Genomic DNA, 24,788 nt, shown 5'->3' with positions numbered 1-24,788 from the left:
CCGCCAGCGTGATGCGTATGCCGCCGGTCAGGGGACGAGGTTGGCCCTCACCCACTCGCGGAGCGTTGTCGTCCTGATTTCCTGACGGGCATTGTAGGTAGTTGCCTTATCCCAGGCAACACCGCGCCCCTGCGCGAAGGCGGCACGATACTTCCGCGTCATATCATGAGGGTCGTCGGCGAGTTCCTCCATGAGCTGAGATTCCGACCACACCCTCAGCGCGAACGGATGTCCGAGCGCGTCCCCGAGCGTCTCGGCGACCTCTCCGTAGGTTACGGTGTCGCCGGCGACGTAGACGATCTCATTCTGAATTCGAGGTTCAGCGAAGAGGATCTCTGCGGTGAGCGCACCGATATCCTCCGGCGTCGTCACGGTGACGGCGGTCTCTGCTGACCCGAGCGCGTTGACGGTACGACTGGGTAGATCAACCATCCCCGAGCCGGGCTCAAAGAGGTAGTTCATGAACATGCCGGTCGAAATGATCACCCACTCGGTCTCTTCCTGCGACCGCAGGAGGTCTCGGACATCGAGCTGCGAGTCGAAGATATCCTGTGGGCTGCCGCGACCGATGACATCGAAGTCCACGCCGAACTGCCAAGGGAAGTACCGGGGTACTTTCGCCGCCAGTGCCGCGCGGGCGACCTTCATGGGAGCGTCAAGGCCCGCGGTGATCCCCGTGCATCCGATGACGGTGTCGTACCGGGTGAAGATGCTCACAAGCTCGTCGATCGTGTTCTGCACGAGGTCGCCGGGAACAATGCCTATCCCCAGATCGCGAATCTCGGCGAGATCGCGCTGCTTCGCCGGTGCCCCGGAATCGATGGTGGCGGAGCGGAGCAGAACGTCCACCGAGGAGCCTGGGACACCCATGGCGCGGCGCATGACGTTCCGCAGCACGGGCATGCCTAGCTCTCCTGCTCCGATTACGAGAATTTTCCTGGACTGGCCGTCCCACTCATGTCCTGACATCAATGCTCCTTTCCTTGCGTCTCGTGTGTCGAGGCGCCTGCATCCACAGAGCGTAAACTTTGACACTAGTGTCAAGGTCAAATCGGGATCGGTAGAGGAGAGTGAGCATGAAGATCAGCGAAGCCGCGGCCAAGGTCGGGGCACCTGCAAGGATGCTCCGGTACTACGAGCAGCAAGGCCTCATCGCGGCCTCGCGCTCAGGGAATGGATATCGCGACTACTCGGAGGAGCAGGTCGAGCATGCCCGCCACGTCCGGGCTCTGGTTGAAGCCGGTCTTTCGACACGCATGATCAAGATCGTCCTGGATATCGAGGCACCGCTCGAACGACAGCAGGCGGTTTCGTGCAGCCGTGCGTCAGCCGAGGACCTGGCCCGGGAGTTGCGTGTGGTCGAGAACCGCATCTCGTGCTTGGAGAAGAGCCGCGATGCCGTGATCCGCTACCTTCGAAGCTCGGAACATTCTGACGTGCTAGCCTCCTTCGCGCGATGAAGGAGATCATCCTGCAGATGCGAGCCGCATGATGCTCTCAGCAGATGTACACCTTGCGCAGGGTCTCGGTGACCGTCCACACGGTGCGTTGCCCTTCGGTCAGATACACGATCGATCCAGGACCGACTTCGATCGCGGTGAGCGGAGGCTCGACGAAGTCGATGCGCGCATGACCGGCCAGCACGACGAAAACTTCGTCGACCTCGATGTCCGATGCCGTGCCGGGCGTCATCTCCCAGATGCCGACCTCGATCTCACCGAGGGCAGCCAGCGCACGCGTGGCGGTCGTCGGCTGACCGAGCACTACCTCGTCGACAGGCAGCGGCTCGTGCACGAGCGGTAGTGCCGCGGCATCCACTCCCGCCCCGGCGGCGAGCAGGCTCACGAGTCGAATCCCATGCCGACGGCGTCGAGCGTCCGGAGGAAGAGGTTGCGCTTTCCCTCGTTGTGATCGGCGCGGTCCATCGCGGCGCGCACGAGGTTGATGCCGATCGCGGCGGCGGGCTCCGGAGGGAACGGGATGGGCTTCTCGCGCACCATCGCCAGCTCCGTGCGTTCGGTCTGCTCTCCCGAGAGTTCGTCGAGCATGACGTCGGCGGCGAACCGGGCGGCGCCGACGCCGAGCCCCGTGAAGCCGGTCGCGTAGGCGACCCGTCCCCGGCGGGCGGTGCCGAAGAAAGCGCAGAACCGGCTCGACGAGTCGATGGCGCCCGCCCAGCGGTGCGTGAAGCGCAGCCCTTCGAGCTGCGGGAACGTCGTGAAGAAGTGCGAGGCGAGTCTGCGGTGGCTCTCCATCCGGTCCTCGTACTCGGGGCGCACCTTGCCGCCGAAGTGGTACACGGCGTCGTAGCCGCCGAAGAGGATCCGGTTGTCGGCGGTGAGGCGGTAGTAGTGGAACTGGTTGGCGCTGTCTGCGAGGCCCTGGCGGTTCGACCAGCCGATCGACGTGAGCTGTTCGTCGCTCAGCGGTTCGCTCATCAGCACGTAGTCGTACACGGGGACGGTCATGAGCCGATTGCGCCTGAGGAGCGACGGGAAGACGTTCGTGGCGAGCGCGACGTCGTCGGCGATCACGCGTCCGCCGTCGCGGGTGACGACGGTCATCGGTCCCGTGCCGTCGCCCTCGATGCCTCGCACGAGCGAGTGCTCGAAGATCTCGACGCCCAGGTCGGCGGCGACCCGCGCGAGCTCGAGGCCGAGCTTCGCGGGATGCACGAGCGCCGTGGCATCGCGGTCCCACGCGCCGGCGAGGAAGGTCGGCGAATGCACTTCGGCCTGCACGGCCTCGCGGTCGAGGAAGCCGTCCTCCTCGCGGAGCCAGTCGACCTGATGAGGTTCGACGGCGAGCGTGATCGCGCCGGTGCGTTCGAAGTCGGCATCCATCCCGTATCGCTCCACGGTCCGGGCGATGCCGTCGAGGTTCTCGAGTCCGAGCTCCTCGAGTCGGTCAATCTCCTGCGGCCAGCGGGTCAGTCCGTTCTCGTGGCCGTGCGTGAGGCTCGCCTCGCAGAAGCCGCCGTTGCGGCCGGAGGCCGCCCACGCGATGCGCGACGCCTCGAGCAGCACGACCCGGCGCTGCGGGTCGCGCTCCTTCGCACGCACCGCGGTCCACAGTCCTGCGTACCCGCCGCCGACGATCACGAGATCGGCGGACACCGGGCCGGTGAGCGCCGGATGCGTCGGCCGCTCGACGTCGTCGAGCCAGAAGACGCTCAGCGCCGTCCCCTGCAGAGACGCGTCGATGACGGCATCCGAGGGGCGCTGGCGTTCGAAGACGGTGGTTCCCATGAATCTCTCCTTGTTTCCGGGCCGCGCGGTCAGCGCGTACCCCAGTTGTAGAGGTCTTTGTAGAGGCCGGCGTAGAGCAGGCTCTCGGTGTGGATGACGCCGGGGATGGTGCGGATGCGGGTGGCGATGAGGTCGAGCAGATGGGCGTCGCTCTCGCACACCGCTTCGACGAGGATGTCGTAGGTGCCGAGGGTCACGACCACGTAGGCGAGTTCGGTGATCTCCGTCAGCTGCTCTGCGACCGCACGGGGGTCGCCGGTGACGCGGATGCCGATCATCGACATGCGCTTGAAGCCGAGCTGCATCGGGTCGGTGACGGCGACGATCTGGATGATGCCCGCCTCCGTCATCCGCTGCACGCGCTGCCGGGCCGCGGCCTCGCTGAGCCCGACCTCGCGGCCGATCTCGGCGTAGGGGCGCCGGCCGTCCTCCTGCAGCAGCTCGACGATCCGCTTCGAGATGTCATCAAGGACTGGCTGTTTCGTTGCGGCACTCATGTGATGATATTGACAGCATCATCCAACATTCGCAACTGATTCCATTGCGTAGCCCCTGTAGAACTTCCGTATTCGCAATATTGTGGCTACTATGACCGTCATGGCCACAGAATCCCTGCAGAACTTCATCGGCGGTCGACGCGTTCCCGTGAACGGCGCAGGGCGGATGCCGCTGATCGACCCGGCGACGGAGGAGACGTACGGCGAGCTGCCCGTGTCGGACGCCTCCGACGTCGACGCCGCGTACGCCGCGGCCGCCGCCGCGTTTCCCGTCTGGCGCGACACGACCCCGGCCGACCGGCAGCTGGCCCTGTTCCGCATCGCCGACGAGATGCAGGCCCGCGCCGAGGAGTTCGCCGACCTGGAGTCGAAGGACACCGGCAAGCCGCGGGCCAGCCTCGTCGCCGACGAGATCCTGCAGTCCATCGACCAGCTGCGGTTCTTCGCCGGCGCCGCCCGCAGCCTCGAGGGCCGCGCCGCCGCCGAGTACCTCGCCGGCCACACCTCGTTCGTGCGCCGCGAGCCCATCGGCGTCATCGGCCAGGTCACGCCGTGGAACTACCCGCTCAACATGGCGGTGTGGAAGATCGCGCCAGCGCTCGCCGCCGGCAACACCGTGGTGCTGAAGCCCGCCGAATCGACCCCGCTGACCACGCTGTTGCTCGCCGAGATCGTGGCCGTGCACACGCCCGTCGGCACTCTGAACGTCGTGCTCGGCGACCGCGACACCGGGGTGGCGCTCGTCGAGCATCCGACGCCGCAGATGGTCGCGATCACCGGGTCGGTGCGGGCGGGCATGGCAGTGGCCCGCTCGGCCGCCGCCGACGTGAAGCGCGTGCACCTCGAACTCGGCGGCAAAGCGCCGGCGATCGTCTTCCCCGACGCCGACCTCGACAGGGCGGCCTCGGGCATCGTCACCGGCGCGTTCTTCAACGCCGGGCAGGACTGCACAGCCGCCACCCGCGTGCTCGTGCACTCCTCTGTGCACGACGAGTTCGTCGCGGCGCTGGTCGAGAAGACGAAAACGGATGCCCGCACCGGTGCACCGCATGAGGAGGGAGTCCTGTACGGGCCCCTCAGCAGCGCGGCCCAGCTCGCCCAGGTGCAGGGCTTCGTCGACCGGCTGCCGCCTCACGCCACGATCGAGACCGGCGGGCGTCACCAGGGAGACGCGGGCTACTTCTTCGAGGCCACCATCGTCTCGGGTCTGCACCAGGACGACGAGGCCGTGCAGAGCGAGATCTTCGGACCGGTGCTCACCGTGCAGGCCTTCGACACCGACGAGGAGGCGCTGGCGATGGCGAACGACGTCCCCTACGCTCTGGCCTCGTCGGTGTGGACGCGTGACCACACCAGGGCGATGCGCTTCTCCCGCGACCTCGACTTCGGGTGCGTGTGGATCAACACCCACATCCCGTTCGTGTCCGACATGCCGCACGGCGGCTTCAAGCACTCGGGCTACGGCAAGGACCTCTCGCAATACGGCTTCGACGACTACACCCGCATCAAGCACGTCATGACCGCGCTCGACTGAGCGCGACCCGCCGCCAGACGATCATGATTCGTTACGAGCCAGCCATCGACCTCGAGACGATCTCCGCGATCGACGTGCATGTGCACATCGAGGTCGACAGACACGGACGCACCTCGCTGCCTGATGACCTCTCGAGTGCCGCATCGGAGTACTTCTCTATTGACGGCCCGCGCCCGGACCTCGACTCGGTTGCGAAGTATTATCGGGAGCGCCGAATGGCAGCGGTCGTGTTCACGGTCGGCGCGACGACGCAGTTGGGACACACAGGCATCTTCAGCGAGGAAATCGCCGAGGGCGCAGCGCACAACAACGACGTCCTCATCCCTTTCGGATCGGTCGATCCACGCCTCGGCGCCGCGGCTGTGGATCGCGCACGCCGTTTGATCGACGACTACGGTGTGCGCGGCTTCAAGTTCCACCCCACTCTGCAGGGATTCGATCCGAGCGACGAAACGCATCACGCGCTTTACAGGCTCCTTGAGGGTGCCGGAGTGATCGCCCTCTTCCACACGGGACAAACCGGCATCGGCGCCGGACTCCGAGGAGGGCGCGGTCTGCGCCTGGGGCTCTCGAACCCGATGCTGCTCGACCCGGTGGCTGCGGACTTCCCCCGACCTACAGATCATCATGGCCCACCCGTCCGTGCCCTGGCAGGACGAGGCGCTGTCTGTAGCGACCCACAAGCCCAACACCTGGATCGACCTGTCCGGTTGGAGCCCCAAGTACTTCCCCGAGAACCTCGTGAGTCATGCCAACTCGCTTCTCCGTTCCCGCATCCTGTTCGGATCGGACTTCCCGCTCCTCACCCCCGAACGCTGGATGAGGGACGCCGAGAAGACCTCGCTCAAGCCCGCGGTGATGCCGGGGATCCTCAAGGACAACGCGGCGCGACTACTCGGTCTCGCAGACTGACACCGTCGGAAGGAGCACCATGACCACCACCGTCGCCTCCTGCTCTCCCTCGTCATCGGATTCCAGGCCTTCATCAAGCTGATGGCGAATTCTTCGACTGGCGATTCCGTCGTCGCCCGCGTACTCCGTGTCTTGGACACGTTCACACCCACTCGCACGGTCCAGACGCGCAGTGAGATCGGCCGTCGAGCGGGCCTCCCGAGCTCGACCGCCCATCGCATCGTGAACGACCTGGTCGAGAGCGGTGTGCTGGAACGCGACGAGCACAACGGCATGCGGGTGGGTGTGCGCCTGTGGGAGCTGGCGACTCGGTCGTCCGACGCGCTCCGTCTGCGTCAAGCTGCGTTGCCCTCGATGGAGCGGGTGCAGGCGCGGATCGGGGAGCACACCCAACTCGCCGTCAGGGAGGCCGACGAGGCGCTGTTCCTGGAACGCCTCAGTAGCCCCGAGTCCGGAGCGAACATCACCAAGATCGCCGGCCGCCTTCCCCTGCACGCATCATCCTCGGGATTGGTTCTGCTCGCGTTTGCAGATCGCGCGACTCGGGAGCGGGTTCTGAGCCTACCGATGAAGCGTCTGACGAAAAGCACGATCACGGAGAGTTCCGACCTGCGGAGGAAGCTCAATGAGGTCCGCAGTGTCGGGTTCAGCATCGCTCCCGGTTACGTCGAAGAGGTCTCCACAGGTGTCGCAGTGCCCATCCGCGGCGAGCGCGGTGTCATCGCTGCGCTTTCGGTGGTCCTGCCCCGCGACTCCCCTACGGAAGGCCCGTTGGTGGCGATCATTCAAGCCGCGCGAGACATCGAACGCGCGCTCGGCGCTCATCGGCAGCGATCGATCGGATCCCCATTGAATGGGAATCTCGGTGGTGTAGCGCCCCGCTGATTGGAGACTGAGACGGGCCCGCAGGCCTCGAGAATCACGTCAGAGGAGACGACATGCCCGCTCCCAGCCGCACCCGGGTCGCCATCATCGGCGCAGGCCCCGCAGGCCTCCTTCTCTCGCACCTGCTCTCGAGCGCCGGGATCGAGTCGATCGTCATCGATTCCCGCACCCGCGAGGAGATCGAGTCGACCATTCGCGCGGGGATCCTCGAGCAGGGCACTGTCGAGCTTTTCGAGCAGACCGGCGCCTCGACGCGGGCGCGCGCCGAGGGGCACCGTCACGAGGGCATCGAGCTCCGCTTCGCGGGCGAAGGACACCGCATCGACTTCGCGGGGCTGACCGGACGTGCCGTATGGCTGTATCCGCAGCACGAGGCACTGAAGGACCTCATCGCCGCGCGCCTCGCCGACGGTCAGGACCTCCGCTTCGGGGTCACGGCGAAGTCGGTGGAGGATGCCGAGGGCGACCGCCCTCGTGTCGTCGCCACGGACGCGGCCGGCGAGCGGTTCGAGATCGAGGCCGATTTCGTCGTGGGCGCGGATGGCTCGCGCAGCGTCGCACGCGCAGCCGTCACCGGCTCGCGCTCGGGCGGATACTTCCGCGAGTACCCGTTCGCCTGGTTCGGCATTCTCTGCGAGGCACCGCCGAGCGCGGACGAGCTGATCTACTCCAACTCCCCCGACGGCTTCGCGCTCATCAGCCAGCGCAGCGACACGGTGCAGCGCATGTACTTCCAGTGCGATCCCGACGACGACCCCATGGCCTACAGCGAAGCGCAGCTGTGGGAGGAGCTGCAGAAGCGGGTGCCCGGCACCACCCTCATCGAGGGCCGCATCTTCCAGCGCGACATCCTGCGGTTCCGCAGCTTCGTGGCACACCACCTGCTGAGGGGGCGCGTCGCCCTCATCGGCGACGCCGCCCACACCGTGCCGCCCAGCGGGGCGAAGGGCATGAACCTCGCGGTCGCCGACGTGGTCATCCTCGCGAAGGCGCTCCGCGCCCTGCTTCTCGAGAACGACTCCCGTCTCATCGAGGCGTTCCCCGAGACCGCGCGACAGCGCATCTGGAAAGCGCAGCAGTTCTCGTGGTGGATGACGAGCCTGCTGCATGTCGCCCCGGACGCGACCGACTTCGACCGCCTGCGCCAACTCGGCGAACTGCGCACGGTCGTGGAGTCCGAGGCCGGACGCACCTACCTCGCCGAGGCGTATACGGGATGGCCGCTCGCCGGTCTCTGAGCGGGTGCCTCTGCTGCGCCGGCCTCGGCCGGCGCAGCAGGCGGCGTCGTCACGAGGCGGATGCCGCGTGGAAGCTGTGCGCGATCGCGATCGCCGAGGCCTCCGGCGAGGCGAAGAACTCGAGGACCGCACGGGCCGCCCCCGGATCATTAGAGCTCCGCGAGACGGCACCCGAGAACACGGTGTCGATCGCGCAGTCGTCGGGGAGCACCCCGGTCACCCGGATGCCCGGCTGGCCCACGAGCTCGCTGAGCTGCTGGAAGCCCAGATCGACAGATCCCTGCGCCAGCAGCTGCGCCACCGGCACGCCGGGGTGGGCCTGCAGGAGCTTGGGGCCGACGGCATCCGTGAGACCCCATGCCCGGATCATCTCGAGCAGCGCCGTACCGCTCGGCCCTGTCGAGTACCCGACCCTCGCCGCTGAGCGCAGCGCGTCGCGCACGCCGGCCGCATCCGCGAAGGCGGCTTCGTCCGGCCGCTCGGCTCGACCGGCGCCGCCTGCGGTCACGGCGACCGCCACCTGCGAGATCACGAGCGGTGTGAGCGAGTCGTCGTCGACATGCCCCTGGGCGGCGAGGGCGGAAAGGGCTCCGGCGGCGAGGAAGACGAGGTCGAATCCCTCGCCCTCGGCGACGCGTCGGGCGGCCTCGACCCCTCCCGTCGACTCGATGTGCACGCGCGGGAGACCCACCTCGGCCGCGGCGACCGTGAGATCGGCGAGCAGATGCCGGGTGGCCATCGACGACACGGCTCTCATGCGGCCTCGAAGGTCTCGGTGTCGACGTCCGCAGCGGGACCCGGCGCGTACCGCGGTCCGGAGACGGTGTCGGTGCCGATGAGCCGTCCCGCCCTGCGCAGGATCTCCGGCGGCACCTCGACGTCGACGGCGGCGAGATCCTCGCGCAGATGCGTCGGATCCGTCGTGCCGGGGATCGCGACGACGTGCTCTCCGCGCGAGAGCACCCACGCGAGGGCGAGCTGCGCGGGAGTGCACCCGGCCTCGTCGGCGAGCGCGTGCCAGTCCGGAAGCAGCGCGGCGTTGATGGGCCAGTGCTCGGGCTGGAAGCGGGGCATGGAGCGACGGATGTCGTTCGACGCCAGGTGCGCCGGGTCCGACACCCCGCGGCTCAGGAAGCCGCGGGCGACGGGCGAGAAGGCGACGAACGCCACGCCGGACTCGCGGGTGGCGTCGAGCATGCCGAGTTCGGGGTTCCGACTCCAGAGCGAGTACTCGTTCTGCACGGCGGCGATCGGAGCAGTCCGCTGCGCCTCTCGAAGACGCGCGACCGACACCTCCGAGAGCCCGATCGCGCCGATCCTGCCGTCATCGACGAGCTCCGCCAGCGCGCCGACGCTCTCGCCGATCGGCACCGAGCGGTCCCAGCGGTGCAGATAGTAGAGGTCGATGCGGTCCACGCCGAGGCGACGCAGCGATTCGTCGACCTGGGTGCGCAGGGTGTCGGGGCGTCCGTCGATCGTGCGCACGCCGTCAACGAGCGCCATCCCGCCCTTGCTCGCGAGCAGCACCTCGTCGCGCCGACCGGCGACCGCCCTCCCGACGAGCTCCTCGTTGCGACCGCCGCCGTACAGGGTCGCGGTGTCGAGCATCCCCACTCCCGCGTCGAGCGCCGCACACAGCAGAGCCAGGCCGTCCGCGTCCGACGGGGGCACTCCGTAGGCGTGGCTCAGCGACATGCAGCCGAGGCCGATGCGGGGCAGGATCACGCGAGCTGCTCCTCCAGCGCGCCGAGCACGCGGTAGCAGTCGATGACCTGACGCAGCGACGAGTTCGGCTCGCGTCCTTCGCGGATCGCGGCGACGAACTCGCGGTCCTGCAGCTCGATGCCGTTGAAGCTCACGGCCACCTGCGACACGTCGATCTGCTGATCCCTGCCGTCGTAGAGGTCGTCGTAGCGGGCGACGTACGTGGCGGTGTCTCCGATGTAGCGGAAGAACGTGCCGAAGGGCCCGTCGTTGTTGAACGACAGCGACAGCGTGCAGATTGCCCCGGTCTCGCTCTTCAGCTGGATCGACATGTCCATCGCGATGCCGAGCTCGGGGTGGATCGGGCCCTGGATCGCGTGCGCCTGCACGATGCGCCCCGCCTGGTAAGCGAAGAGGTCGACGGTGTGGGCCGCGTGATGCCAGAGGAGGTGGTCGGTCCACGAGCGCGCCTCGCCCTTGGCGTTCGTGTTCGTGCGGCGGAAGAAGTACGTCTGCACGTCCATCTGCTGCACGGCGAACTCGCCGGCGGCGATGCGCTCGTGCACCAGCTGGTGGGAGGGGTTGAACCGCCGCGTGTGGCCGACCATTGCGACGCGGTCCGAGGCCTCGGCCACGGCGAGGGTGGCCTCGGCGTCGGCCAGCGAGTCCGCGAGCGGGATCTCGACCTGCACGTGCTTGCCGGCCGCGAGCACCGCCTGGGTCTGTGCGGCGTGCAGTCCGGTGGGAGTCGCGAGGATCACGGCGTCCACGTCGTCGCGCTCGAACACGGCATCCAGCCCCACGACGGCGGTCGCGACGCCGTACTGCGCGGCGACGGCATCCGCCTTCTCCTGCGAAGTCGCGCTGACGACCGTCACCTCCGCGTCCTCGATGTTCGCGAGGCCGTCGAGGTGCTTCATGCCGAAGGCGCCGTTGGCGCCGACAACCGCGATTCGGATCTTGTCTGTCATGCGGGTTTCCTCCCGGGGCTCCGGTTCAGGACGTCAGGCGTTCGACAGCGCTGCCGTCGCCTCGGGCTCGCTCGAGCCCTCGGGCGCGGAGCTGCGCGTCGGCACGGCCGCATCGGCGTCGTCTTCGGCGAGGGCGGGCGTGCGGACCGGGTTCGACAGGACGAGGTGTCCGACCGCGGTGTTCGACGCGGGGACGTGATAGAACCGGTGGCCCACCTCGGGAGCCTCGCCGCCGAACTGGTCGTCCATCGCGCCGCGGGCGATGAGCCAGTCGACGAGCTCGATCCCCTCAGAGCCCGCCTCGTCGACGTACTCCATGTGAGGCCACTCCGTGAGTCCGAGCGGGTCCGCGATCAGGTGGTCGAGGAACGCGTTGTCCCACTCCTTGTTGATGAGTCCGGCGCGCGGCCCCTGCAGCTGGTGGCTCATGCCGCCGGTTCCCCAGATCTGCACGTTCAGCTCTTCGCCGTCCCACTTGTCGATCGCGCGGCGCAGAGCCTTGCCCAGCTCGTAGCAGCGTCGGCCGGACGGCACCGGGTACTGCACGACGTTCACGGCGAGCGGGATGACTCGGACCGGCCACTCCTCGACCTCGCCGTACACGAGGGACAGCGGCACGGTCAGGCCGTGGTCGACGACCATCTCGTTGACGAGGGTGAGGTCGAAGTCGTCCTGGATGATCGACTGCGCGAGGTGCGCGGCGAACTCCGGGTAGCCCTTCACATCCGGAACGGGACGAGGACCATAACCCTCGTCGGCGACCGGGTACTCGTCACCCGTGCCGAGGACGAAGGTGGGGATGATCGAGGCGTCGAAGGCCGTGGCGTGGTCGTTGTACACGAGGATCACGACATCGGGGGTGTTCTCCTTCGCCCATGTGCGGGTCCACCGGTAGCCGTCGAAGACCTTCTTCCAGTACGGCTCCTCCGTCTTGCCGAGATCCATCGCCGCACCGATCGCCGGGACGTGCGACGTGAACAGCGCCGAGGTGTAGCGGGCGGGGGCGTCCGGCCGGACGGCGGTCGCCTTCTCGGTCGACCGGGGCGTCCATCCGTCGAGGTCCTTCAGGCGGTTGCCCTCGGGGCGACGGCCGCCGGCGACCATCATGTCCCGGTACGCGGCCTCCGACATCCCGGTCATCGAGCCCGCCATCTGCTGGAAGCTGAGTCCGTGGGTCGCGCCGATCTTGCTGAGGAAGTAGATGTTCCCTCCCTCGGCGATCATGGTGTTAAGGTCCATGTCGAGCACCGCCTGGCGCTGCACCGGGTTCAGCGGCCACTCGTCGAGGTACGCCTCCTGATCCGCGAGGAACCGCTCCCGGTTCTCGGGCTTCATCAGCGACATCGAGAACTGGTTGAGGTGGTATCCCTTGCGCGCCTGCTCGGCGTCGTAGATCGTCGTGCCGGGGACGTCCTTGTACGGCTTGTCGAGTGCCATGGTCATTCTCCTTCTGGCCAGTACAGCCGCCGCGGGTTGTCGACGAGCAGCTGCCGCTGCAGGTCGGCGGTCGGGGCGATCTGCGGGATGTAGTCGACCAGGAGCCCGTCGTCGGGCATGTGGTCCTTGAGATTGGGGTGGGGCCAGTCGGTGCCCCACAGCACGCGGTCGGGGAACTCCTCGACCACGCGACGGGCGAAGGGCACGACGTCGGTGTACGCGTGCTGCTCGCCGTGCAGAGCGCGTGGACCGTCGATGCTGAGCCGCTCGGGGCACGACACCTTGGTCCACACGCGGGGGTTCTCGCGCAGGAAGCTCAGGAACAGCTCGAACTCCGGGCCGTCCGGATCCTTCGAGACATCGGGGCGACCCATGTGGTCGACGACGATATCCGTCGGGATGCCGGAGAAGAAGTCGTACAGCTCGGGGAGGTCGTCGGCTTCGAAGTAGATCACGACGTGCCAGCCGAGCGGCGCGACCTTCGCGACGATGTCTTCGAGCGAGTCGGTCGGCACCCGGTCGACCAGGCGCTTGACGAAGTTGAAGCGCACGCCGCGCACACCCGCCTCGTGCAGCTCGGCGAGCTCTTCGTCGGTCACATCGCGCCGCACGGTCGCGACGCCCCGGGCGCGGCCCTCGCTGCGGCGGAGGGCATCGAGGAGTGCGCTGTTGTCGGCGCCGTGGCAGGTGGCCTGCACGATCACGTTGCGGTCGAAGCCGAGGTGGTCCCGCAGGGCGAACAGCTGCTCCGCCGACGCATCGCACGGTGTGTACTTGCGTTCCGGCGCGTAGGGGAACTCAGCCCCCGGCCCGAACACATGGCAATGCGCGTCCACCGCACCCTCCGGCACCTGGAACATCGGCGTGCTGGGGCCGTCGTACCAGTCCAGCCATCCGGCGGTCTTCTCGAAGCCGCCGCTCGTGTCTCCGTGCGACACGTCAGTCCTCCCGGTACTCGAGGCCGGCGGCGGCGAGCTTCTCGCGCATGCCGTAGATGTCGAGGCCGAGCATGCCCTCGCGGAACTTCTCGCGCTTGGCCTCTTCGTTGTCCTCGCGTGCGCGGCTCGCGTCGGCGACCGCTCCGACCAGCGCGCGCGGCACCACGACGACGCCGTCGACGTCGGCCACGACGACATCACCCGGGTTGACCAGGGCATTGGCGACCACCACCGGGACGTTCACCGAGCCGAGCGTCGCCTTGACCGTCCCCTTGGAGTGGATCGCCCGCGAGAACACGGGGAAGTTCATCCGCTCAAGGTCGGCGACGTCTCGAACTCCGCCGTCGATCACGAGCCCCTTGCACCCGCGCGCGGTGAGCGAGGTTGCGAGCAGCTCGCCGAAGAAGCCGTCCTCGCTCTCCGTCGTACAGCCCGCGACGAGGACATCACCCGCGCTCACATGCTCCGCCGCGACGTGGAACATCCAGTTGTCACCTGGCTGCAGGAGCACGGTCACCGCGACGCCGCACAGCTTCGCTTCGGGATATACCGGACGGATGTAGGGGCGGAGAAGCCCGACCCTGCCCATCGCCTCATGAATGGTGGCGACGCCGAACTGGGAGATCCGCTCGACGTCGTCAGGATCGGGTCGCTCGATGTTCGTGTGGACGATACCGAGGTCGTTCAGGCGCATGGCGTACCTTTCAGAGCCCGCGGGCGGTCAGTGCTCGGTCGAGCCGCGGGTAGACCCGGCGGGCGTTGCCCTCGAAGACGGCGAAGCGCTCGATATCGGTCAGATTCGGCGTCGCGTCGACATAGCGCCTCGTGTCATCGAAATAATGCCCGGTGCGCGGGTCGATGTCGCGCACGGCACCGATCATCTCGCTGGCAAACAGGATGTTCCTCGTCGGAATGACTTCGGCCAGCAGATCGATCCCCGACTGGTGGTAGACACACGTGTCGAAGAACACGTTGCCCAGAAGATGCTCCTCGAGCTCCGGCTTCCCCAGTGCCATGGCCAGTCCACGAAAGCGACCCCAGTGATACGGGACCGCTCCGCCGCCGTGCGGGATCACGAACTTGAGGTCGGGGAAGTCGCGGAACAGATCGCCTTTGAGTAGTTGCATGAAGGCAGTGGTATCGGCACCGAGATAGTGGTCGCCGGTTGTGTGGAATACCGGCTTGCAAGACGTGCTGACGTGGATCATGGCCGGCAGCTCGTACTCCACGAGCTTCTCGTAGATCGGGTACCAGGATCGATCCGTGAGCGCGGGAGCCGTCCACAGCCCGCCGGCCGGGTCGGGGTTGAGATTGACCGTGACGACGCCGAGCTCTTCGACCGCACGCGTAATCTCGGCGACGCTCGTCGCGGGATCAGCCCCTGGGGATTGCGGGAGCATCGCGCCGGGGAGGAACCGGTCAGGGAAAAGCTCGCTCACCCGGGCGCACAGGTCATTGCAGATGCGCGCCCAGGTCTCGCTCACATTCAGATCGCCGATGTGGTGCGCCATGAAGGACGCGCGAGGGCTGAACAGGGTGAGGTCGCTGCCGCGGTCGTTCATCAGGCGAAGCTGGTTCGCCTCGATCGTCTCGCGGATATCGTCGTCGTCGATGCGGAGAGCAGCCGGATCGGGGGATTCTCCGTCGCCGTTCGTGAATGCGATCTGCAGATCCCGCCACGCACCGAGTTGAGCGGGGGCTGTCGTGTAGTGCCCGTGTACATCGATGATCACGGCGTGTCGTCCTTCTCACTGGAGGTGTGAATACTTCGAACGTAGATCGCCGCCGCTCAGCAGTCCAATAGATGCGTGCCGCCACCCGCATAGATAGGGTCTATTCGTGGACATCGTCGATCTGAACCAGCTACGCACCTTCGTCGTGCTCTACGAAATGCGCAGCGTGACCGCCGCGGCCGCGCGGCTTCATGTGACGCAGCCGACGGTGAGCTATACGCTGCGCCGTCTGCGGGAGCGCTTCGAGGATGACCTCTTCCGACGCGAGGGGCACGACATGGTCCCGACAGCCAGGGCGACAGCCCTCTTCGTGCCGTTGCACGAAGCACTCGCGCAGATCGACTCCGCGGTGGGCGACCCCCGTACGTTCGAGCCCGCAGGCTTTCGCGGAGAGCTCGTCATGGGGCTCACGTCCATCGGCGAACAGACGTTTCTCCCGCCGGTGATGGCCGCCCTGGCTCGACAAGGGTCTCGCCCCCACCTGAAGGTCGAACGACTAGACGCGGACCACGTGGAAGATGGACTCACCCGAGGCAAGATCGACCTCGCCATGACCGTCTCGATGGTCGGCAGCCCACGGCTGTGGCGCACGCACGTGCGCGCCGTGGAGTACGTCGCGCTCTCCTCGACGCGCCACCCCTTACCACCGACTGCTCCTGACATGTTCGACGGCCGACACTTCATCCGAGTGTCCGCCCGCGGGGGTCATGTCTTCCCGCTGCAGGCGTTGATCGAGCACGGACTGATGTCGCAGGTATCGCTCACCGTGGAGGAATACGCCACCGTACCCGCCGTGGTTCAGACGACCGACCTGGTGGTTTTGCTGCCGCGGCACGTCGCCGAGGTCTTCCGCGGATGGTTCCCTGACCTCGACATCACTGACCTCCCGTGGCCAGGACAGAGCACACCGGTTTCGCTGTACACCAGACGGGAGGCAGCACTATCCCCCGCGCAGAAATGGTTCCGGGAGCTCGTACGCGAGGCAGTGAGCACAGAGGAGTATCGACGCGCGCCGGCGGACGCCCTCTAAGGCTGCCGCTTTCGACCCCAACTCGCCTTCGTGGGGGCGAACGGACTCCGCACGTGGATCGACCAGGTCGAGTGCGGGTGTATCGAGAGAATCGCCTGCTCGTACCACGCGCGGGCATCCGGGTCGAGAGCAGCCAGGACAGCGTCCTTATCCACGTCATCCTCTGGTCGTGGTCGAAGCGCCTTCCACACGAGCTGCACCTCGGGAGCACCGGTGGGAACGCCGCCGATGTCGCGGACGGCACGATCCCACGGCAGCTGGAGCCGGGGGTCGCGCTTGTATACCCAAGCACGCTCCCCGCCGTCCTCGACGTTCACCTGGAGCACCCATTCCGTCGAAGAGTCATTCAAGATCTTCACACGATGAACGTCAGCGTCTTCGGGGACATCCCGGAAGAGGAGATGATCACAGTCATCGCCGATCGCCGCCCACGCGCTGAAGCGATCCGGCAGAGCTCGCACCAAAGCGGGCAGATCGTCACGGATAACGCTGATGTCGACGTCACCGCGCTTTCTGATCTCGCGCCCGACCCACCGGTCGAGAGCCACCCCTCCTGACAGCCACCACCGGATTCCCGCCGCGGACAGCAGATCGACGATCTCGCCCGCTGCGAGCGGTCGCCAAGGGGCGTCAGAGTGCGGGGTGGAGTCAGCCATGCGTCGAGAATAGGGCAAGAGCGGTGCCTTGTGATGAGCGGTCGGCGTCTATTCTCGGCAGGTGGTCAGCGACCGGACACCTTGCCGAAGAGCTGCGCGATCCCCGCGATCACCACGGGTCGAGCGGCGTGAACGCCACCGCCCATCACCGCGAGCGACGCCAGGAACAGCCCGAGGCCGAGCCAGCTCGCCGAGTCGTCGGCTGCGTAGATGTGGTTGAGGTTGCGCAGAGCCCCTGTCGCGAGGACGAGATCCCCGGGAATGATCTCGATTTCGAGGGCCCGGATCTCGGCGATGTCCTTCTGCTCCGACGACGATGCGGAACCGATGGCGGCTGGACGAAGCAGCACATTCACGGAGGCCCCGGGCACATCAGCCGTCCGGCGGGCGACGTTGCGCAGAACCGGCATCGCCAACTCCCCCGCTCCGATAACGAGGATCTTCCGCGATGATCCTTCCCGGTCTTGCGTGGTCATGTGCGTTCCATCCTCGGCGTCCCGAGGTCGGTGCCGAGTTCAGATACGAGCGTAAACCTTGACATCATTGTCAAGGTCTAATCTCGTCGATGGAGCGCTTGTGGGGTTCTCGGGAGAGCGACGGCGAACCCCGCGCATCAGCCCGGGTGCAGCTCAGTCACCACTAGCTCCGTAGGCGCAGCGTCACGGTCCCAGAGGCCTGCGAAGGACTCCGCCAGAATGCCTTCGATGCCGGCTAGGGATCTGACGCGGAACACCGCGCCGAACGACCTGACCTCGCCGTGATCATTCAACCCGTGCGCTCGAAGACCATGGTCGACAGCAAGCATCCAGGTCTCCGCTGCCGACTTGAGGGCGGCGTAGTTCGCAGAGCTGCCAGTCGGGCGGGAGACGACGACGGAAGAGACGATCGCCGTGCGACCGGCCGAGGACAGTCTCAGATCAGTGTCGAACGCTCGCGACACATGCCTCAGGGCACTGAGACTCGACTCCAACGACCTGTACGCTTCGTCGGTCTGCCCGGCGAGACCACCGCCCCCACTCCAACCGCCGACGAGATGGAGCACCCCGTCGACCCGCCCCCACGTGTCGAGGATTCGCTTGCGTAGCTCTGCGACCGATTCCTCGCTCGAGAGGTCCGCCCGCTGTACGTGCACCTGCGGGAGTTCGTCTCGGCACCGAGCCAGCTTCCCCGCATCCCGACCAACGATGATCACTTGTGCGCCGCGGTCGAGAAGCGCCTTCGCGGAGGCGAATCCCGAAGCGGACGTGCCCCCGGCGAGCAGCACGAGCCTGCCGGAAACGGGATGTTCGAGAGCGGTCTTCATCTGAGTTCCTCGTTCGTTCAATGCGACCCGCTTCTGCGGAGCGTTCTAGGAATCAGCCGCGGCGCCTTGCCGAAGTGCAGGAACCTGTCGAAGCGCAGGAACGCCATCTCCGCTCCGCTCCTGTGCGACCAGCAGCGCATCGACCACGAACGCGGCTCCTGAGGCCGGTTCGATGATCAGCGGGTTGAGGTCGCCCGCAACCAGGATGTCCTTCAAATCGACTGCCATCCACGAGAGCTTCACGAGGAGGTTGACGACGGATCCGACATCGACGACGGGATGAAGGTTCCTAAACCCATCAAGGAGCTGTGAGAGTCGAGTACCGTCGAGCAGGCGGCGCGCTGACTCCGGCGAGAGGGGCGCGATCGCATACTCCACGTCGTCGAGTAGCTCGACCAGCACTCCGCCGATGCCGATTCCTACAGCCACGCCGATGTCAGGGTCCGCGACGAAGCCGAGGAACGCTTCGATGCCCGTAGGGATCTGTCTCTGCACCTCGATGCCGCGAATTTCGGCATCTGGACGATGGCGATGCGCAGATCCGAGAATCGCCGCCCACGCGTCGCGCAGTTGCTCCTCATCCTGCAGGCCCAGCGCCACACCACCGACATCGGACCGATGGGTGATGTCGGGAGAATCGATCTTGGCCACGACCGGGTATCCGTTGCGCTCGCACCATCCGACCGCCTCGTCCACATCGCCGAACGAATGCGAACTGACGGTATTGATCCCGTAGACATCGAGAACCCGTCGCACGGAGTCCCGGTCGAGCACGCCCGATGTGCGCGCGAGAGAGCCGCGGATCTCTTCAACGATCGCAGAGCCGGGAACCGAGGACGGGCGGTCGAGCAGGCGCGGGCCTTGCCCTGCAACCTGAGCGGCTGCGCGGACGGCCGTCAAGGCGTTGCGAAGACCCCGGAGCACCGGGATGCTCGCGTCGGTCGTGGGCACCCGCACTGGATGCACGGTCATCGAGGAGCTGGAGGCAAGGAGCACGGGGACCTCGGCCTCAGCACTCAGTAGCGTGAAGGCGTCGACAATGTCGTCTTCGTACTCCAACTCGATCGCAGACAGGCTCGACTGCGCGTCGATGACACCGAGTACGACATCGACGCCCTCGTCCTCGCTGATGATCTGCAGGGTGCGCTGGAACGTGTCGTCGTCCGCATCCGCGCTCCCCCACGCATCGAGCGGGTTGATCGCGTGCATGTCCGGGAGGACTTCCTCGAGTCGCCGCTGCGTCTCCGGCGAGAAGCGCGCCAAAGTCGCGCCCACCTGTTCCGCCAGATCGGCTGCCAGGGCCGCCTGCCCTCCGGAGAGAGTGACGATTGCGGTCCGCCCCGCTCCGACGGCTCGCCAGTCGACGCGGGCGAGCAGATCGATTGCGGCGGCCAACTCGTCATAGTCCGCCAGAAGGGGCACGCCGATCTGCTCCATGTATGCGTCGATGACCGTTCGGTTGCTGAGCATCGCTCCGGTGTGAGCGAGCGTCGCCGCCCGCCCTGATTCGGAGGAGCCCACTTTCAGCGCCACGACCGGCTTACCGACCTCCCGTGCGGCTTCGACGGCCCGCGCCAAGCCTTCGGAGTCGTACACCGACTCCAGGATGAGTGCGATGACGCCTGTTCTGGAGTCCTCTGCGAGGTATCGCACGTAGTCGGCTGTGGTCAGGGCCGCTTCGTTTCCGGTCGACACGATGTGGGAGAAGCCGACGCCGCTCGTCGACCGCGCGACGAAGATCGCCCCCGACCCCGACTGCGAGACGATGGCGACGTTTCCGGCGGGAAGATCAGCGAGGATCCCCTCGTCCGCCCACAGCATCGTGCGGTCGTGGACGTTGATCAGTCCCATGCAGTTCGGCCCGTGGATGTGCATGCCGGAGCTGCGTGAGAAGTCGTTGATCGCCCGGATCTCATCAGGGGTGAATCCCACACTCATCACGAGTCCCGCCTTGACGCCGACAGCCGCGAGGCCACGCAACGCGGGGAGCACGGCGCCTGCGCGAAGGGTCACGACGACGAGGTCGGCGCCGGCCGCCTCGCTCACGTCTGAAAGCGCCTCGATGCCCTCGATCGTGCCACCACTCTGGCTGAGGACATCGATCCGGCCCCTGAACCCCCCATTACGGAGGTTGCGGAGCACCTGATTTCCGGTCGCGTCGGTCCGGGTCGAAGACGCGCCGACGACAACGACTCGCCTCGGGGAGACGAATGTGATCAGCGGGATGAGATCGGCGAGCGACATGAGGACTCCTTTTATGTAGCACTAACTATATAAAAAACTCGCGGGCTCGTCCAGCGACCGTGCCCAAGTCCGAGCGGTGGTCAGCCCGGCCGCTCCGGGCTGACCACCGCTCAACTCACAGGCGCCTAGTCGGCGCTCCCGATGAAGGACAGAGAAGGAAGGTTGACGTACACCGAAGAGGTGATCACGCCGCCCACACGATCGCTGACGAAGTTCACCTGGTATGGATTGACGATGGAGATTGTCGCGGCGCGCTCTTCGAAGCGATCCTGGATGTCAAGAGTGAGCTCGGTGCGGCGATCCTCGTCAAGCTCGGCGACAGCTTCACCGAAGAGCCCCTCAAGCTGCTCGTCCACGTAGCCATCCCAGTTGTAGAGGCCGTTGGGCAGGTAGTAGTAGCGGATCGAGGCAAGCGGCTCCTGCACGACGTCGCCACTGCTACTCAGGAGCAGATCGCTGTCGCCGCGCACGGCCGGATCGTACATCGCCTGAGCGTACTCGAGCGGCTGGAGTGCACGGATCGACACACTAAGGCCCGCCGCCTGCGCCTGGGCCTGAACGAGCTGACCGAGTTGAGAAGCCGTCTCGTCTCCGCTCGCCACGATCAGCTCGATCTCCTGATCCTCGACACCGGCCTCTTCGACCAGCTGCTTCGCCTTCTCCGGATCGTAGCCGCGACCGTCCGCGATCGCGGTCGTCCGCTTCTCTGTGCTGTCCCGCACAGAGGCCGGCCATGAAATGGGACTGATCGCGGTGCGCCACGGCTGGGCCGCACCATGGAAGACCGCCTGCGCGATCGCGTCCCGGTCGATCATCTGCTGAAAAGCCTGCCGCAGTGTTGCGTTGGTAGCGAGGATGCTGTCAGGGCTCGCGACACGGAGAGACCAGATCGTCGTGGTACCGCCGAAATACAACGAGCCCGTGTCGACGGCCTGCAGGGCGGGGATGGACGAGGCGGGAATCTCCCATCCACCGTCGACTTCCCCAGTCGCCATCGCCTGAGTGAGAGCACTCGTATCGGTGATGAAGGTGAGACGGACGGCGTCCGCTTTGGCCGCTCGGCCCTTGTCCCAGTAGTTCTCGTTCTTGACGAGCCGGATGTCGGTACCGACGTTCCACTTGGAGATCTCGAAGGGACCGGAACACATCAAGCCTCCCGCGGGAGTGCCGAGCGCCTCTCCGGCGTTCTCGCTGAACGCCTTCTCCATGACGACACCTCCGACTCCGACCATGGTCGGCAGGAAGGTGGCATCAGGTGCACTGAAGTCGATCGCGACCTCTGTGTCCGAGATGGCCGAGATGGCCGCGACGTTGGCGAACGTCGGCGCGAGGTAGGACGACGGCGAAGCAGCCCGGTTGAGACTGTAGGCGACGTCCTCGGTCGTCAGCGGTGCACCGTCCCAGAATGTCGCGTCGGTGCGGAGTGTGAACACGGCTCTAAGCGGAGACTCCTGCGTCACAGACGCGAGACCGGGTACGATCGCCCCCGACTCGTCGACTGAGAGCAGGGAGTCGCAGACGCTCGTGACGACAGCCATCGCCGAGTAGGTCGGGACGTTCGGCGGGTCCAGCGTCCCGGGCTCTCCTGACCCGAGGTTCCAGGTGATGGAGTCGACGGCTCCGTCCCCTCCCGGGGATCTGAGCACCGTCTTGACAGCGGTGTCCGGCGTCGTGTCAGGCACCGTCGCGGCGCATCCGACCACCATGCTCACGGTGGCGACGCTGACGGCGGCGACGAGTGCGGCCCTACGCTGGGCCCGGCGCGATCGATCCATGTCTCGTGCTTCCTCTCGACGTTCATCGTGAAGTCCTCGGGGCGGACTCCGGTTCCGTCATTGAAGCGCAGATCGACTTAAATGTGGTGACTTTTATATAACGATTGACTGATCACCGTGGATGCTCCCCTGATTAAAAAGTTCCTGTTGCGCTCGTCACTTTATTAATACAAGATGTTGCCAACCGTATCAATTATGTGACAGGAGATGCTGTGAGCACCGTCGTCAGCACTGCAGAGACCACCCTCCTCGAGCGCGTGACCGAGATCTTCCCTCTGGTTCGCGATTCCGAAGAGATCATCGAGAACGAGCGGAGGATGCCCGAAGAGATCACCAACGCGCTCTACGAGAACGGCATGTACCGCGCGTTCCTCCCCAAGGAGCTGGGTGGGCTCGAAGCGCACCCCGTCGAATGGCTTGAGGCCGTCGAGGCCCTCTCCCACGTGAACGGCTCGGCCGGCTGGCTCTGCATGCTGCACACCGGGCAGACCTGGGCCGGAAAGGAGGCCATGCAGCGCATCCTCGATGACGAACGCTGGATCATCGCCGGTAATGGAGGGCGTGCGGGAGGCGTGGCTCGCGCAGTCGAGGGCGGGTACTGGGTATCGGGTCGGTGGCCGTTCTCCAGCGGATCCCCCGAGGCCACACACCTCTTCGGCCTCTGCGTTCTCCATGACGACAATGGCGACGTCGTGCTCTCGCCGAAGGATGGGACGCCGTGGTTCGTGGTTCCCTACTTCCGCAGGGAGGACGTGACCCTGCACGACACGTGGGATGGCCTCGGTCTTCGCGGAACGGGAAGCGGAGACTTCTCGGTCGACCAGGAGGTCTTCGTGCCAGCCGACATGGTGGACGAGCGCGGCATCTGGGGCATCACCTATGGAACGCCGCACGAGAAGGGCCCGTTCATCCAGGCTGCGCACTCGGCTCATGCGCTCGGACTCGCAACCGCCGCGCTGGAGGAGTTGATCAAGCAGACGCATCTGAAGGCCCGACGCGGCTCCTACCGTCAGCTTCGCTTCGCGACCGACGAGAACCTGCACATCGCGATCGCTCGTTCCGACGCGCGGATCCGCGCATCGCGGCTGCTGCAGAACGACGTGATCTCCCGCGCATTCGAGAGTGCGCAGAACAACCGCTTCATCGACTACGAGCTCCGGGTGCTGATGGCGGAGATCAACACGTTCATCGTTCACGAGTGTCGCGATATCGTGAACACCCTGTTCGTCGAGAGCGGCGTCGGCGGCGTCGGAGCGAAGTCCCGGCTCGCGCGCATCTTCCGCGACATGGCGGTTGCTGCGAACCACATCATCATCGCTCAGAATCAGCTTCCCTCCGTGGGTGCCTACTGGATGACTCGCGACATGGAAGGCGGCCCCTTCATCGAGAACATCGAGATGTCTGCCATCTACCCTCCCCACCCGCAGTTCGCCGATCGCGCGAACATCCGGGTCGACCTCCCCACCCGGAAGCGGTCATGATGAGCACGCCGACACTGCCTACAGCGCCTCTGCTCGATTCACAGGCACTGCGTGGCGCGTTCTCGCGTTTCGCCACGGGCGTCACGATCGTCGGCTTCGAGGACCAGGAAGGTATCCACGGACTCACTGTCAACGCCTTCACCTCCGTGTCGCTGGATCCCCCTCTCCTTCTCGTGTCGATCCAGAAGACGTCTCGGTCACACGAGCGGCTCCTGCAGCAGTCGTTCTCGGTCAGCGTGCTCAACGACGCGCACGGCGCAACAGCGCGGTCCTTCGCCTCGAAGGACCGCTCCGGAGCGCCGGACTGGGATCGCTCCGGTCGGTTGCCTCGAATCTCCGGCGCGCTCGGATGGTTCGAATGCGATCATTGGGCACAGCACGACGCTGGTGATCACACCCTCGTGATCGGTCAGGTCTCTGACTTCGGGACAGCAGCTGGCGACCCGTTGCTATTCTTCAATGGTGCTCTCACCGGACTCAGCTGACGACTATGGCGATGCCGAGTTTCTTCGTGATGTCCCACGGGAAGCGGCGCTCTGAGTTGACGACGTCCGATTCCTCGACGACGGTGGAGCGGTCGATCGCTCTGCTCTGGGAGCTCTACGCGAATCCCGAGGGGCTGTCCGCTTCCGACCTCGCGCGTCGGCTCGACACCCAGCGCACTGCTCTCTATCGCCTATTGCGGCCGTTCCTGCGTACGCAGTTCATCCGCAGAGACGACCGCAAGCGCTACTATCTCGGATTCGGCATCACGGCGCTGGCTCGAGCGGTCGCAGAGCCCATCGAAAGCCTCGTGCGGGATACGCTCCAAAAGCTCGCAGATGCGACGGACTGCTCGGCGATGATCATCGCCGACACGGACGGCATCCTGGTCACCGTCGCCAGTGCCAGCCCGCAGCGTCCCGGAATGCATGTCGCCGCCCCTCCGGGGTTCGTGCATGAGAACAACGACGTCGCTCTCCGAGCGATCGACGCAGGCAGGGGGGGCGCTGCGGGGAACGATCTGCTCGCGGATGCCGCAAGACCATTCAGCAACGAGAATAGGGGGAGCGCGACGACCATTGCACTCCCCCTTCACGTGCCCATCATCGGATCGGACGCGTGCATACTCCTGGCCTCCGTCACCCCGTTCCGGCTCGACGACGTGCTCCCACTACTCTCGCATGCCTGCGAAGTCGTCGCTCACTCGCAGGACCCGTGAC

At 66.3% G+C, this 24,788-nt stretch carries 24 protein-coding genes and 1 pseudogene; 9 read left to right on the top strand and 16 right to left on the bottom strand.

The genetic code is table 11. The features are described from left to right. Positions 1-27: 27 nt before the first annotated feature. Positions 28-969: an aromatic alcohol reductase gene (locus MRBLWO14_RS12135; RefSeq protein WP_341933414.1), complete on the bottom strand. Its 942-nt coding sequence runs from the start codon at positions 967-969 to the stop codon at positions 28-30. A gap of 107 nt (positions 970-1,076) precedes the next feature. Here MRBLWO14_RS12135 and MRBLWO14_RS12130 point away from each other — a divergent pair, with 107 nt between their 5' ends. Next, positions 1,077-1,460 (top strand): MerR family transcriptional regulator, encoded by a 384-nt coding sequence (locus tag MRBLWO14_RS12130; protein WP_341933413.1) that lies wholly within the window; start codon positions 1,077-1,079, stop codon positions 1,458-1,460. 37 nt (positions 1,461-1,497) lie between these two features. On the opposite strand, the gene MRBLWO14_RS12125 is transcribed toward MRBLWO14_RS12130, so the two are convergent. Genes MRBLWO14_RS12125 through MRBLWO14_RS12115 form a run of 3 tightly spaced genes read right to left on the bottom strand, consistent with a single transcriptional unit; the run spans position 1,498 to position 3,745 of the window. Beyond that, positions 1,498-1,845 (bottom strand): cupin domain-containing protein, encoded by a 348-nt coding sequence (locus MRBLWO14_RS12125; RefSeq protein WP_341933412.1) that lies wholly within the window; start codon positions 1,843-1,845, stop codon positions 1,498-1,500. After that, positions 1,842-3,248, bottom strand: coding sequence for an FAD-dependent oxidoreductase (locus tag MRBLWO14_RS12120; RefSeq protein ID WP_341933411.1), 1,407 nt, complete (start codon positions 3,246-3,248; stop codon positions 1,842-1,844). Before MRBLWO14_RS12120 ends, MRBLWO14_RS12125 begins: the two co-directional genes overlap by 4 nt. A gap of 29 nt (positions 3,249-3,277) precedes the next feature. Continuing rightward, entirely contained in the window at positions 3,278-3,745 is a 468-nt protein-coding gene (locus tag MRBLWO14_RS12115; RefSeq protein ID WP_341933410.1) for an Lrp/AsnC family transcriptional regulator, read from the bottom strand. 100 nt (positions 3,746-3,845) lie between these two features. Between MRBLWO14_RS12115 and MRBLWO14_RS12110 the strand changes: the two genes are divergently transcribed. The 4 genes and pseudogenes from MRBLWO14_RS12110 to MRBLWO14_RS12095 all read left to right on the top strand — a co-directional run bounded on the left by MRBLWO14_RS12110 (position 3,846) and on the right by MRBLWO14_RS12095 (position 8,314). Next, positions 3,846-5,279: a gamma-aminobutyraldehyde dehydrogenase gene (locus MRBLWO14_RS12110; protein WP_341933409.1), complete on the top strand. Its 1,434-nt coding sequence runs from the start codon at positions 3,846-3,848 to the stop codon at positions 5,277-5,279. A gap of 23 nt (positions 5,280-5,302) precedes the next feature. Continuing rightward, positions 5,303-6,191: pseudogene (locus MRBLWO14_RS12105) on the top strand (amidohydrolase family protein). Positions 6,192-6,272: 81 nt separating this feature from the next. Continuing rightward, on the top strand, positions 6,273-7,076 hold the full coding sequence (locus tag MRBLWO14_RS12100) for an IclR family transcriptional regulator (RefSeq protein ID WP_341933408.1): 804 nt from the start codon (positions 6,273-6,275) through the stop codon (positions 7,074-7,076). 53 nt (positions 7,077-7,129) lie between these two features. Beyond that, positions 7,130-8,314 carry a 4-hydroxybenzoate 3-monooxygenase gene (locus MRBLWO14_RS12095; RefSeq protein WP_341933407.1) on the top strand — a complete coding sequence of 395 codons (1,185 nt, stop codon included), beginning with the start codon at positions 7,130-7,132 and terminating at the stop codon, positions 8,312-8,314. 49 nt (positions 8,315-8,363) lie between these two features. Here MRBLWO14_RS12095 and MRBLWO14_RS12090 read toward each other — a convergent pair whose 3' ends face one another. The 7 genes from MRBLWO14_RS12090 to MRBLWO14_RS12060 are packed head-to-tail and all read right to left on the bottom strand — an operon-like array spanning position 8,364 to position 15,097. Continuing rightward, positions 8,364-9,071, bottom strand: coding sequence for a substrate-binding domain-containing protein (locus MRBLWO14_RS12090; RefSeq protein WP_341933406.1), 708 nt, complete (start codon positions 9,069-9,071; stop codon positions 8,364-8,366). Beyond that, positions 9,068-10,039 (bottom strand): aldo/keto reductase, encoded by a 972-nt coding sequence (locus MRBLWO14_RS12085; protein ID WP_341933405.1) that lies wholly within the window; start codon positions 10,037-10,039, stop codon positions 9,068-9,070. Before MRBLWO14_RS12085 ends, MRBLWO14_RS12090 begins: the two co-directional genes overlap by 4 nt. After that, positions 10,036-10,989: a Gfo/Idh/MocA family oxidoreductase gene (locus MRBLWO14_RS12080; RefSeq protein WP_341933404.1), complete on the bottom strand. Its 954-nt coding sequence runs from the start codon at positions 10,987-10,989 to the stop codon at positions 10,036-10,038. Before MRBLWO14_RS12080 ends, MRBLWO14_RS12085 begins: the two co-directional genes overlap by 4 nt. A 33-nt stretch (positions 10,990-11,022) precedes the next feature. Continuing rightward, positions 11,023-12,426 (bottom strand): protocatechuate 4,5-dioxygenase subunit alpha/beta, encoded by a 1,404-nt coding sequence (locus MRBLWO14_RS12075; RefSeq protein WP_341933403.1) that lies wholly within the window; start codon positions 12,424-12,426, stop codon positions 11,023-11,025. Positions 12,427-12,428: 2 nt separating this feature from the next. Further along, on the bottom strand, positions 12,429-13,364 hold the full coding sequence (locus MRBLWO14_RS12070; RefSeq protein WP_341933402.1) for an amidohydrolase family protein: 936 nt from the start codon (positions 13,362-13,364) through the stop codon (positions 12,429-12,431). Between the two features lies 1 nt (position 13,365). Then, positions 13,366-14,058: a 4-carboxy-4-hydroxy-2-oxoadipate aldolase/oxaloacetate decarboxylase gene (gene ligK / locus MRBLWO14_RS12065; RefSeq protein WP_341933401.1), complete on the bottom strand. Its 693-nt coding sequence runs from the start codon at positions 14,056-14,058 to the stop codon at positions 13,366-13,368. 10 nt (positions 14,059-14,068) lie between these two features. Then, positions 14,069-15,097: an amidohydrolase family protein gene (locus MRBLWO14_RS12060; RefSeq protein WP_341933400.1), complete on the bottom strand. Its 1,029-nt coding sequence runs from the start codon at positions 15,095-15,097 to the stop codon at positions 14,069-14,071. Positions 15,098-15,203: 106 nt separating this feature from the next. On the opposite strand from MRBLWO14_RS12060, the gene MRBLWO14_RS12055 reads away from it, so the two are divergent. Then, positions 15,204-16,127, top strand: coding sequence for a LysR family transcriptional regulator (locus MRBLWO14_RS12055; protein ID WP_341933399.1), 924 nt, complete (start codon positions 15,204-15,206; stop codon positions 16,125-16,127). On the opposite strand, the gene MRBLWO14_RS12050 is transcribed toward MRBLWO14_RS12055, so the two are convergent. From MRBLWO14_RS12050 to MRBLWO14_RS12030, 5 genes are all read right to left on the bottom strand, one after another. Then, positions 16,124-16,783, bottom strand: coding sequence for a hypothetical protein (locus MRBLWO14_RS12050; RefSeq protein WP_341933398.1), 660 nt, complete (start codon positions 16,781-16,783; stop codon positions 16,124-16,126). The genes MRBLWO14_RS12055 and MRBLWO14_RS12050 overlap by 4 nt on opposite strands. Before the next feature lie 65 nt (positions 16,784-16,848). After that, the gene (locus MRBLWO14_RS12045; RefSeq protein WP_341933397.1) at positions 16,849-17,259 is read right to left on the bottom strand and encodes a hypothetical protein; all 411 of its coding nucleotides are present in this window, start codon (positions 17,257-17,259) and stop codon (positions 16,849-16,851) included. A gap of 137 nt (positions 17,260-17,396) precedes the next feature. Next, on the bottom strand, positions 17,397-18,086 hold the full coding sequence (locus tag MRBLWO14_RS12040; protein WP_341933396.1) for an SDR family oxidoreductase: 690 nt from the start codon (positions 18,084-18,086) through the stop codon (positions 17,397-17,399). Positions 18,087-18,131: 45 nt separating this feature from the next. Beyond that, positions 18,132-20,330, bottom strand: coding sequence for an acetate--CoA ligase family protein (locus MRBLWO14_RS12035; RefSeq protein WP_341933395.1), 2,199 nt, complete (start codon positions 20,328-20,330; stop codon positions 18,132-18,134). A gap of 125 nt (positions 20,331-20,455) precedes the next feature. Continuing rightward, positions 20,456-22,036, bottom strand: a complete 1,581-nt coding sequence (locus tag MRBLWO14_RS12030; protein ID WP_341936195.1) for an ABC transporter substrate-binding protein — start codon at positions 22,034-22,036, stop codon at positions 20,456-20,458. A gap of 281 nt (positions 22,037-22,317) precedes the next feature. On the opposite strand from MRBLWO14_RS12030, the gene MRBLWO14_RS12025 reads away from it, so the two are divergent. Genes MRBLWO14_RS12025 through MRBLWO14_RS12015 form a run of 3 tightly spaced genes read left to right on the top strand, consistent with a single transcriptional unit; the run spans position 22,318 to position 24,787 of the window. Further along, on the top strand, positions 22,318-23,586 hold the full coding sequence (locus tag MRBLWO14_RS12025) for an acyl-CoA dehydrogenase family protein (RefSeq protein WP_341933394.1): 1,269 nt from the start codon (positions 22,318-22,320) through the stop codon (positions 23,584-23,586). Continuing rightward, complete coding sequence (locus MRBLWO14_RS12020; RefSeq protein WP_341933393.1) at positions 23,586-24,071, top strand: flavin reductase family protein; 486 nt, start codon at positions 23,586-23,588, stop codon at positions 24,069-24,071. The genes MRBLWO14_RS12025 and MRBLWO14_RS12020 overlap by 1 nt, the downstream gene beginning before the upstream one ends. Before the next feature lie 11 nt (positions 24,072-24,082). Continuing rightward, the gene (locus tag MRBLWO14_RS12015) at positions 24,083-24,787 is read left to right on the top strand and encodes a helix-turn-helix domain-containing protein (RefSeq protein WP_341933392.1); all 705 of its coding nucleotides are present in this window, start codon (positions 24,083-24,085) and stop codon (positions 24,785-24,787) included. Position 24,788 lies beyond the last annotated feature (1 nt).

The organism is Microbacterium sp. LWO14-1.2, from assembly GCF_038397715.1.
Classification (GTDB): Bacteria; Actinomycetota; Actinomycetes; order Actinomycetales; family Microbacteriaceae; genus Microbacterium.
The sequence above is the reverse complement of the archived record's forward strand: the minus strand, read 5'-3'. Positions and strand labels throughout refer to the sequence as shown.

Coding starts and splice junctions, on each gene's coding strand:
- MRBLWO14_RS12135 (WP_341933414.1), bottom strand. CDS start 969: ATGTCAGGACATGAGTGGGACGGCCAGTCCAGGAAAATTCTCGTAATC.
- MRBLWO14_RS12130 (WP_341933413.1), top strand. CDS start 1,077: ATGAAGATCAGCGAAGCCGCGGCCAAGGTCGGGGCACCTGCAAGGATG.
- MRBLWO14_RS12120 (WP_341933411.1), bottom strand. CDS start 3,248: ATGGGAACCACCGTCTTCGAACGCCAGCGCCCCTCGGATGCCGTCATC.
- MRBLWO14_RS12115 (WP_341933410.1), bottom strand. CDS start 3,745: ATGAGTGCCGCAACGAAACAGCCAGTCCTTGATGACATCTCGAAGCGG.
- MRBLWO14_RS12110 (WP_341933409.1), top strand. CDS start 3,846: ATGGCCACAGAATCCCTGCAGAACTTCATCGGCGGTCGACGCGTTCCC.
- MRBLWO14_RS12100 (WP_341933408.1), top strand. CDS start 6,273: ATGGCGAATTCTTCGACTGGCGATTCCGTCGTCGCCCGCGTACTCCGT.
- MRBLWO14_RS12095 (WP_341933407.1), top strand. CDS start 7,130: ATGCCCGCTCCCAGCCGCACCCGGGTCGCCATCATCGGCGCAGGCCCC.
- MRBLWO14_RS12090 (WP_341933406.1), bottom strand. CDS start 9,071: ATGAGAGCCGTGTCGTCGATGGCCACCCGGCATCTGCTCGCCGATCTC.
- MRBLWO14_RS12080 (WP_341933404.1), bottom strand. CDS start 10,989: ATGACAGACAAGATCCGAATCGCGGTTGTCGGCGCCAACGGCGCCTTC.
- MRBLWO14_RS12075 (WP_341933403.1), bottom strand. CDS start 12,426: ATGGCACTCGACAAGCCGTACAAGGACGTCCCCGGCACGACGATCTAC.
- ligK (WP_341933401.1), bottom strand. CDS start 14,058: ATGCGCCTGAACGACCTCGGTATCGTCCACACGAACATCGAGCGACCC.
- MRBLWO14_RS12050 (WP_341933398.1), bottom strand. CDS start 16,783: ATGGCTGACTCCACCCCGCACTCTGACGCCCCTTGGCGACCGCTCGCA.
- MRBLWO14_RS12045 (WP_341933397.1), bottom strand. CDS start 17,259: ATGACCACGCAAGACCGGGAAGGATCATCGCGGAAGATCCTCGTTATC.
- MRBLWO14_RS12040 (WP_341933396.1), bottom strand. CDS start 18,086: ATGAAGACCGCTCTCGAACATCCCGTTTCCGGCAGGCTCGTGCTGCTC.
- MRBLWO14_RS12035 (WP_341933395.1), bottom strand. CDS start 20,330: ATGTCGCTCGCCGATCTCATCCCGCTGATCACATTCGTCTCCCCGAGG.
- MRBLWO14_RS12030 (WP_341936195.1), bottom strand. CDS start 22,036: ATGGTGGTCGGATGCGCCGCGACGGTGCCTGACACGACGCCGGACACC.
- MRBLWO14_RS12020 (WP_341933393.1), top strand. CDS start 23,586: ATGAGCACGCCGACACTGCCTACAGCGCCTCTGCTCGATTCACAGGCA.
- MRBLWO14_RS12015 (WP_341933392.1), top strand. CDS start 24,083: ATGCCGAGTTTCTTCGTGATGTCCCACGGGAAGCGGCGCTCTGAGTTG.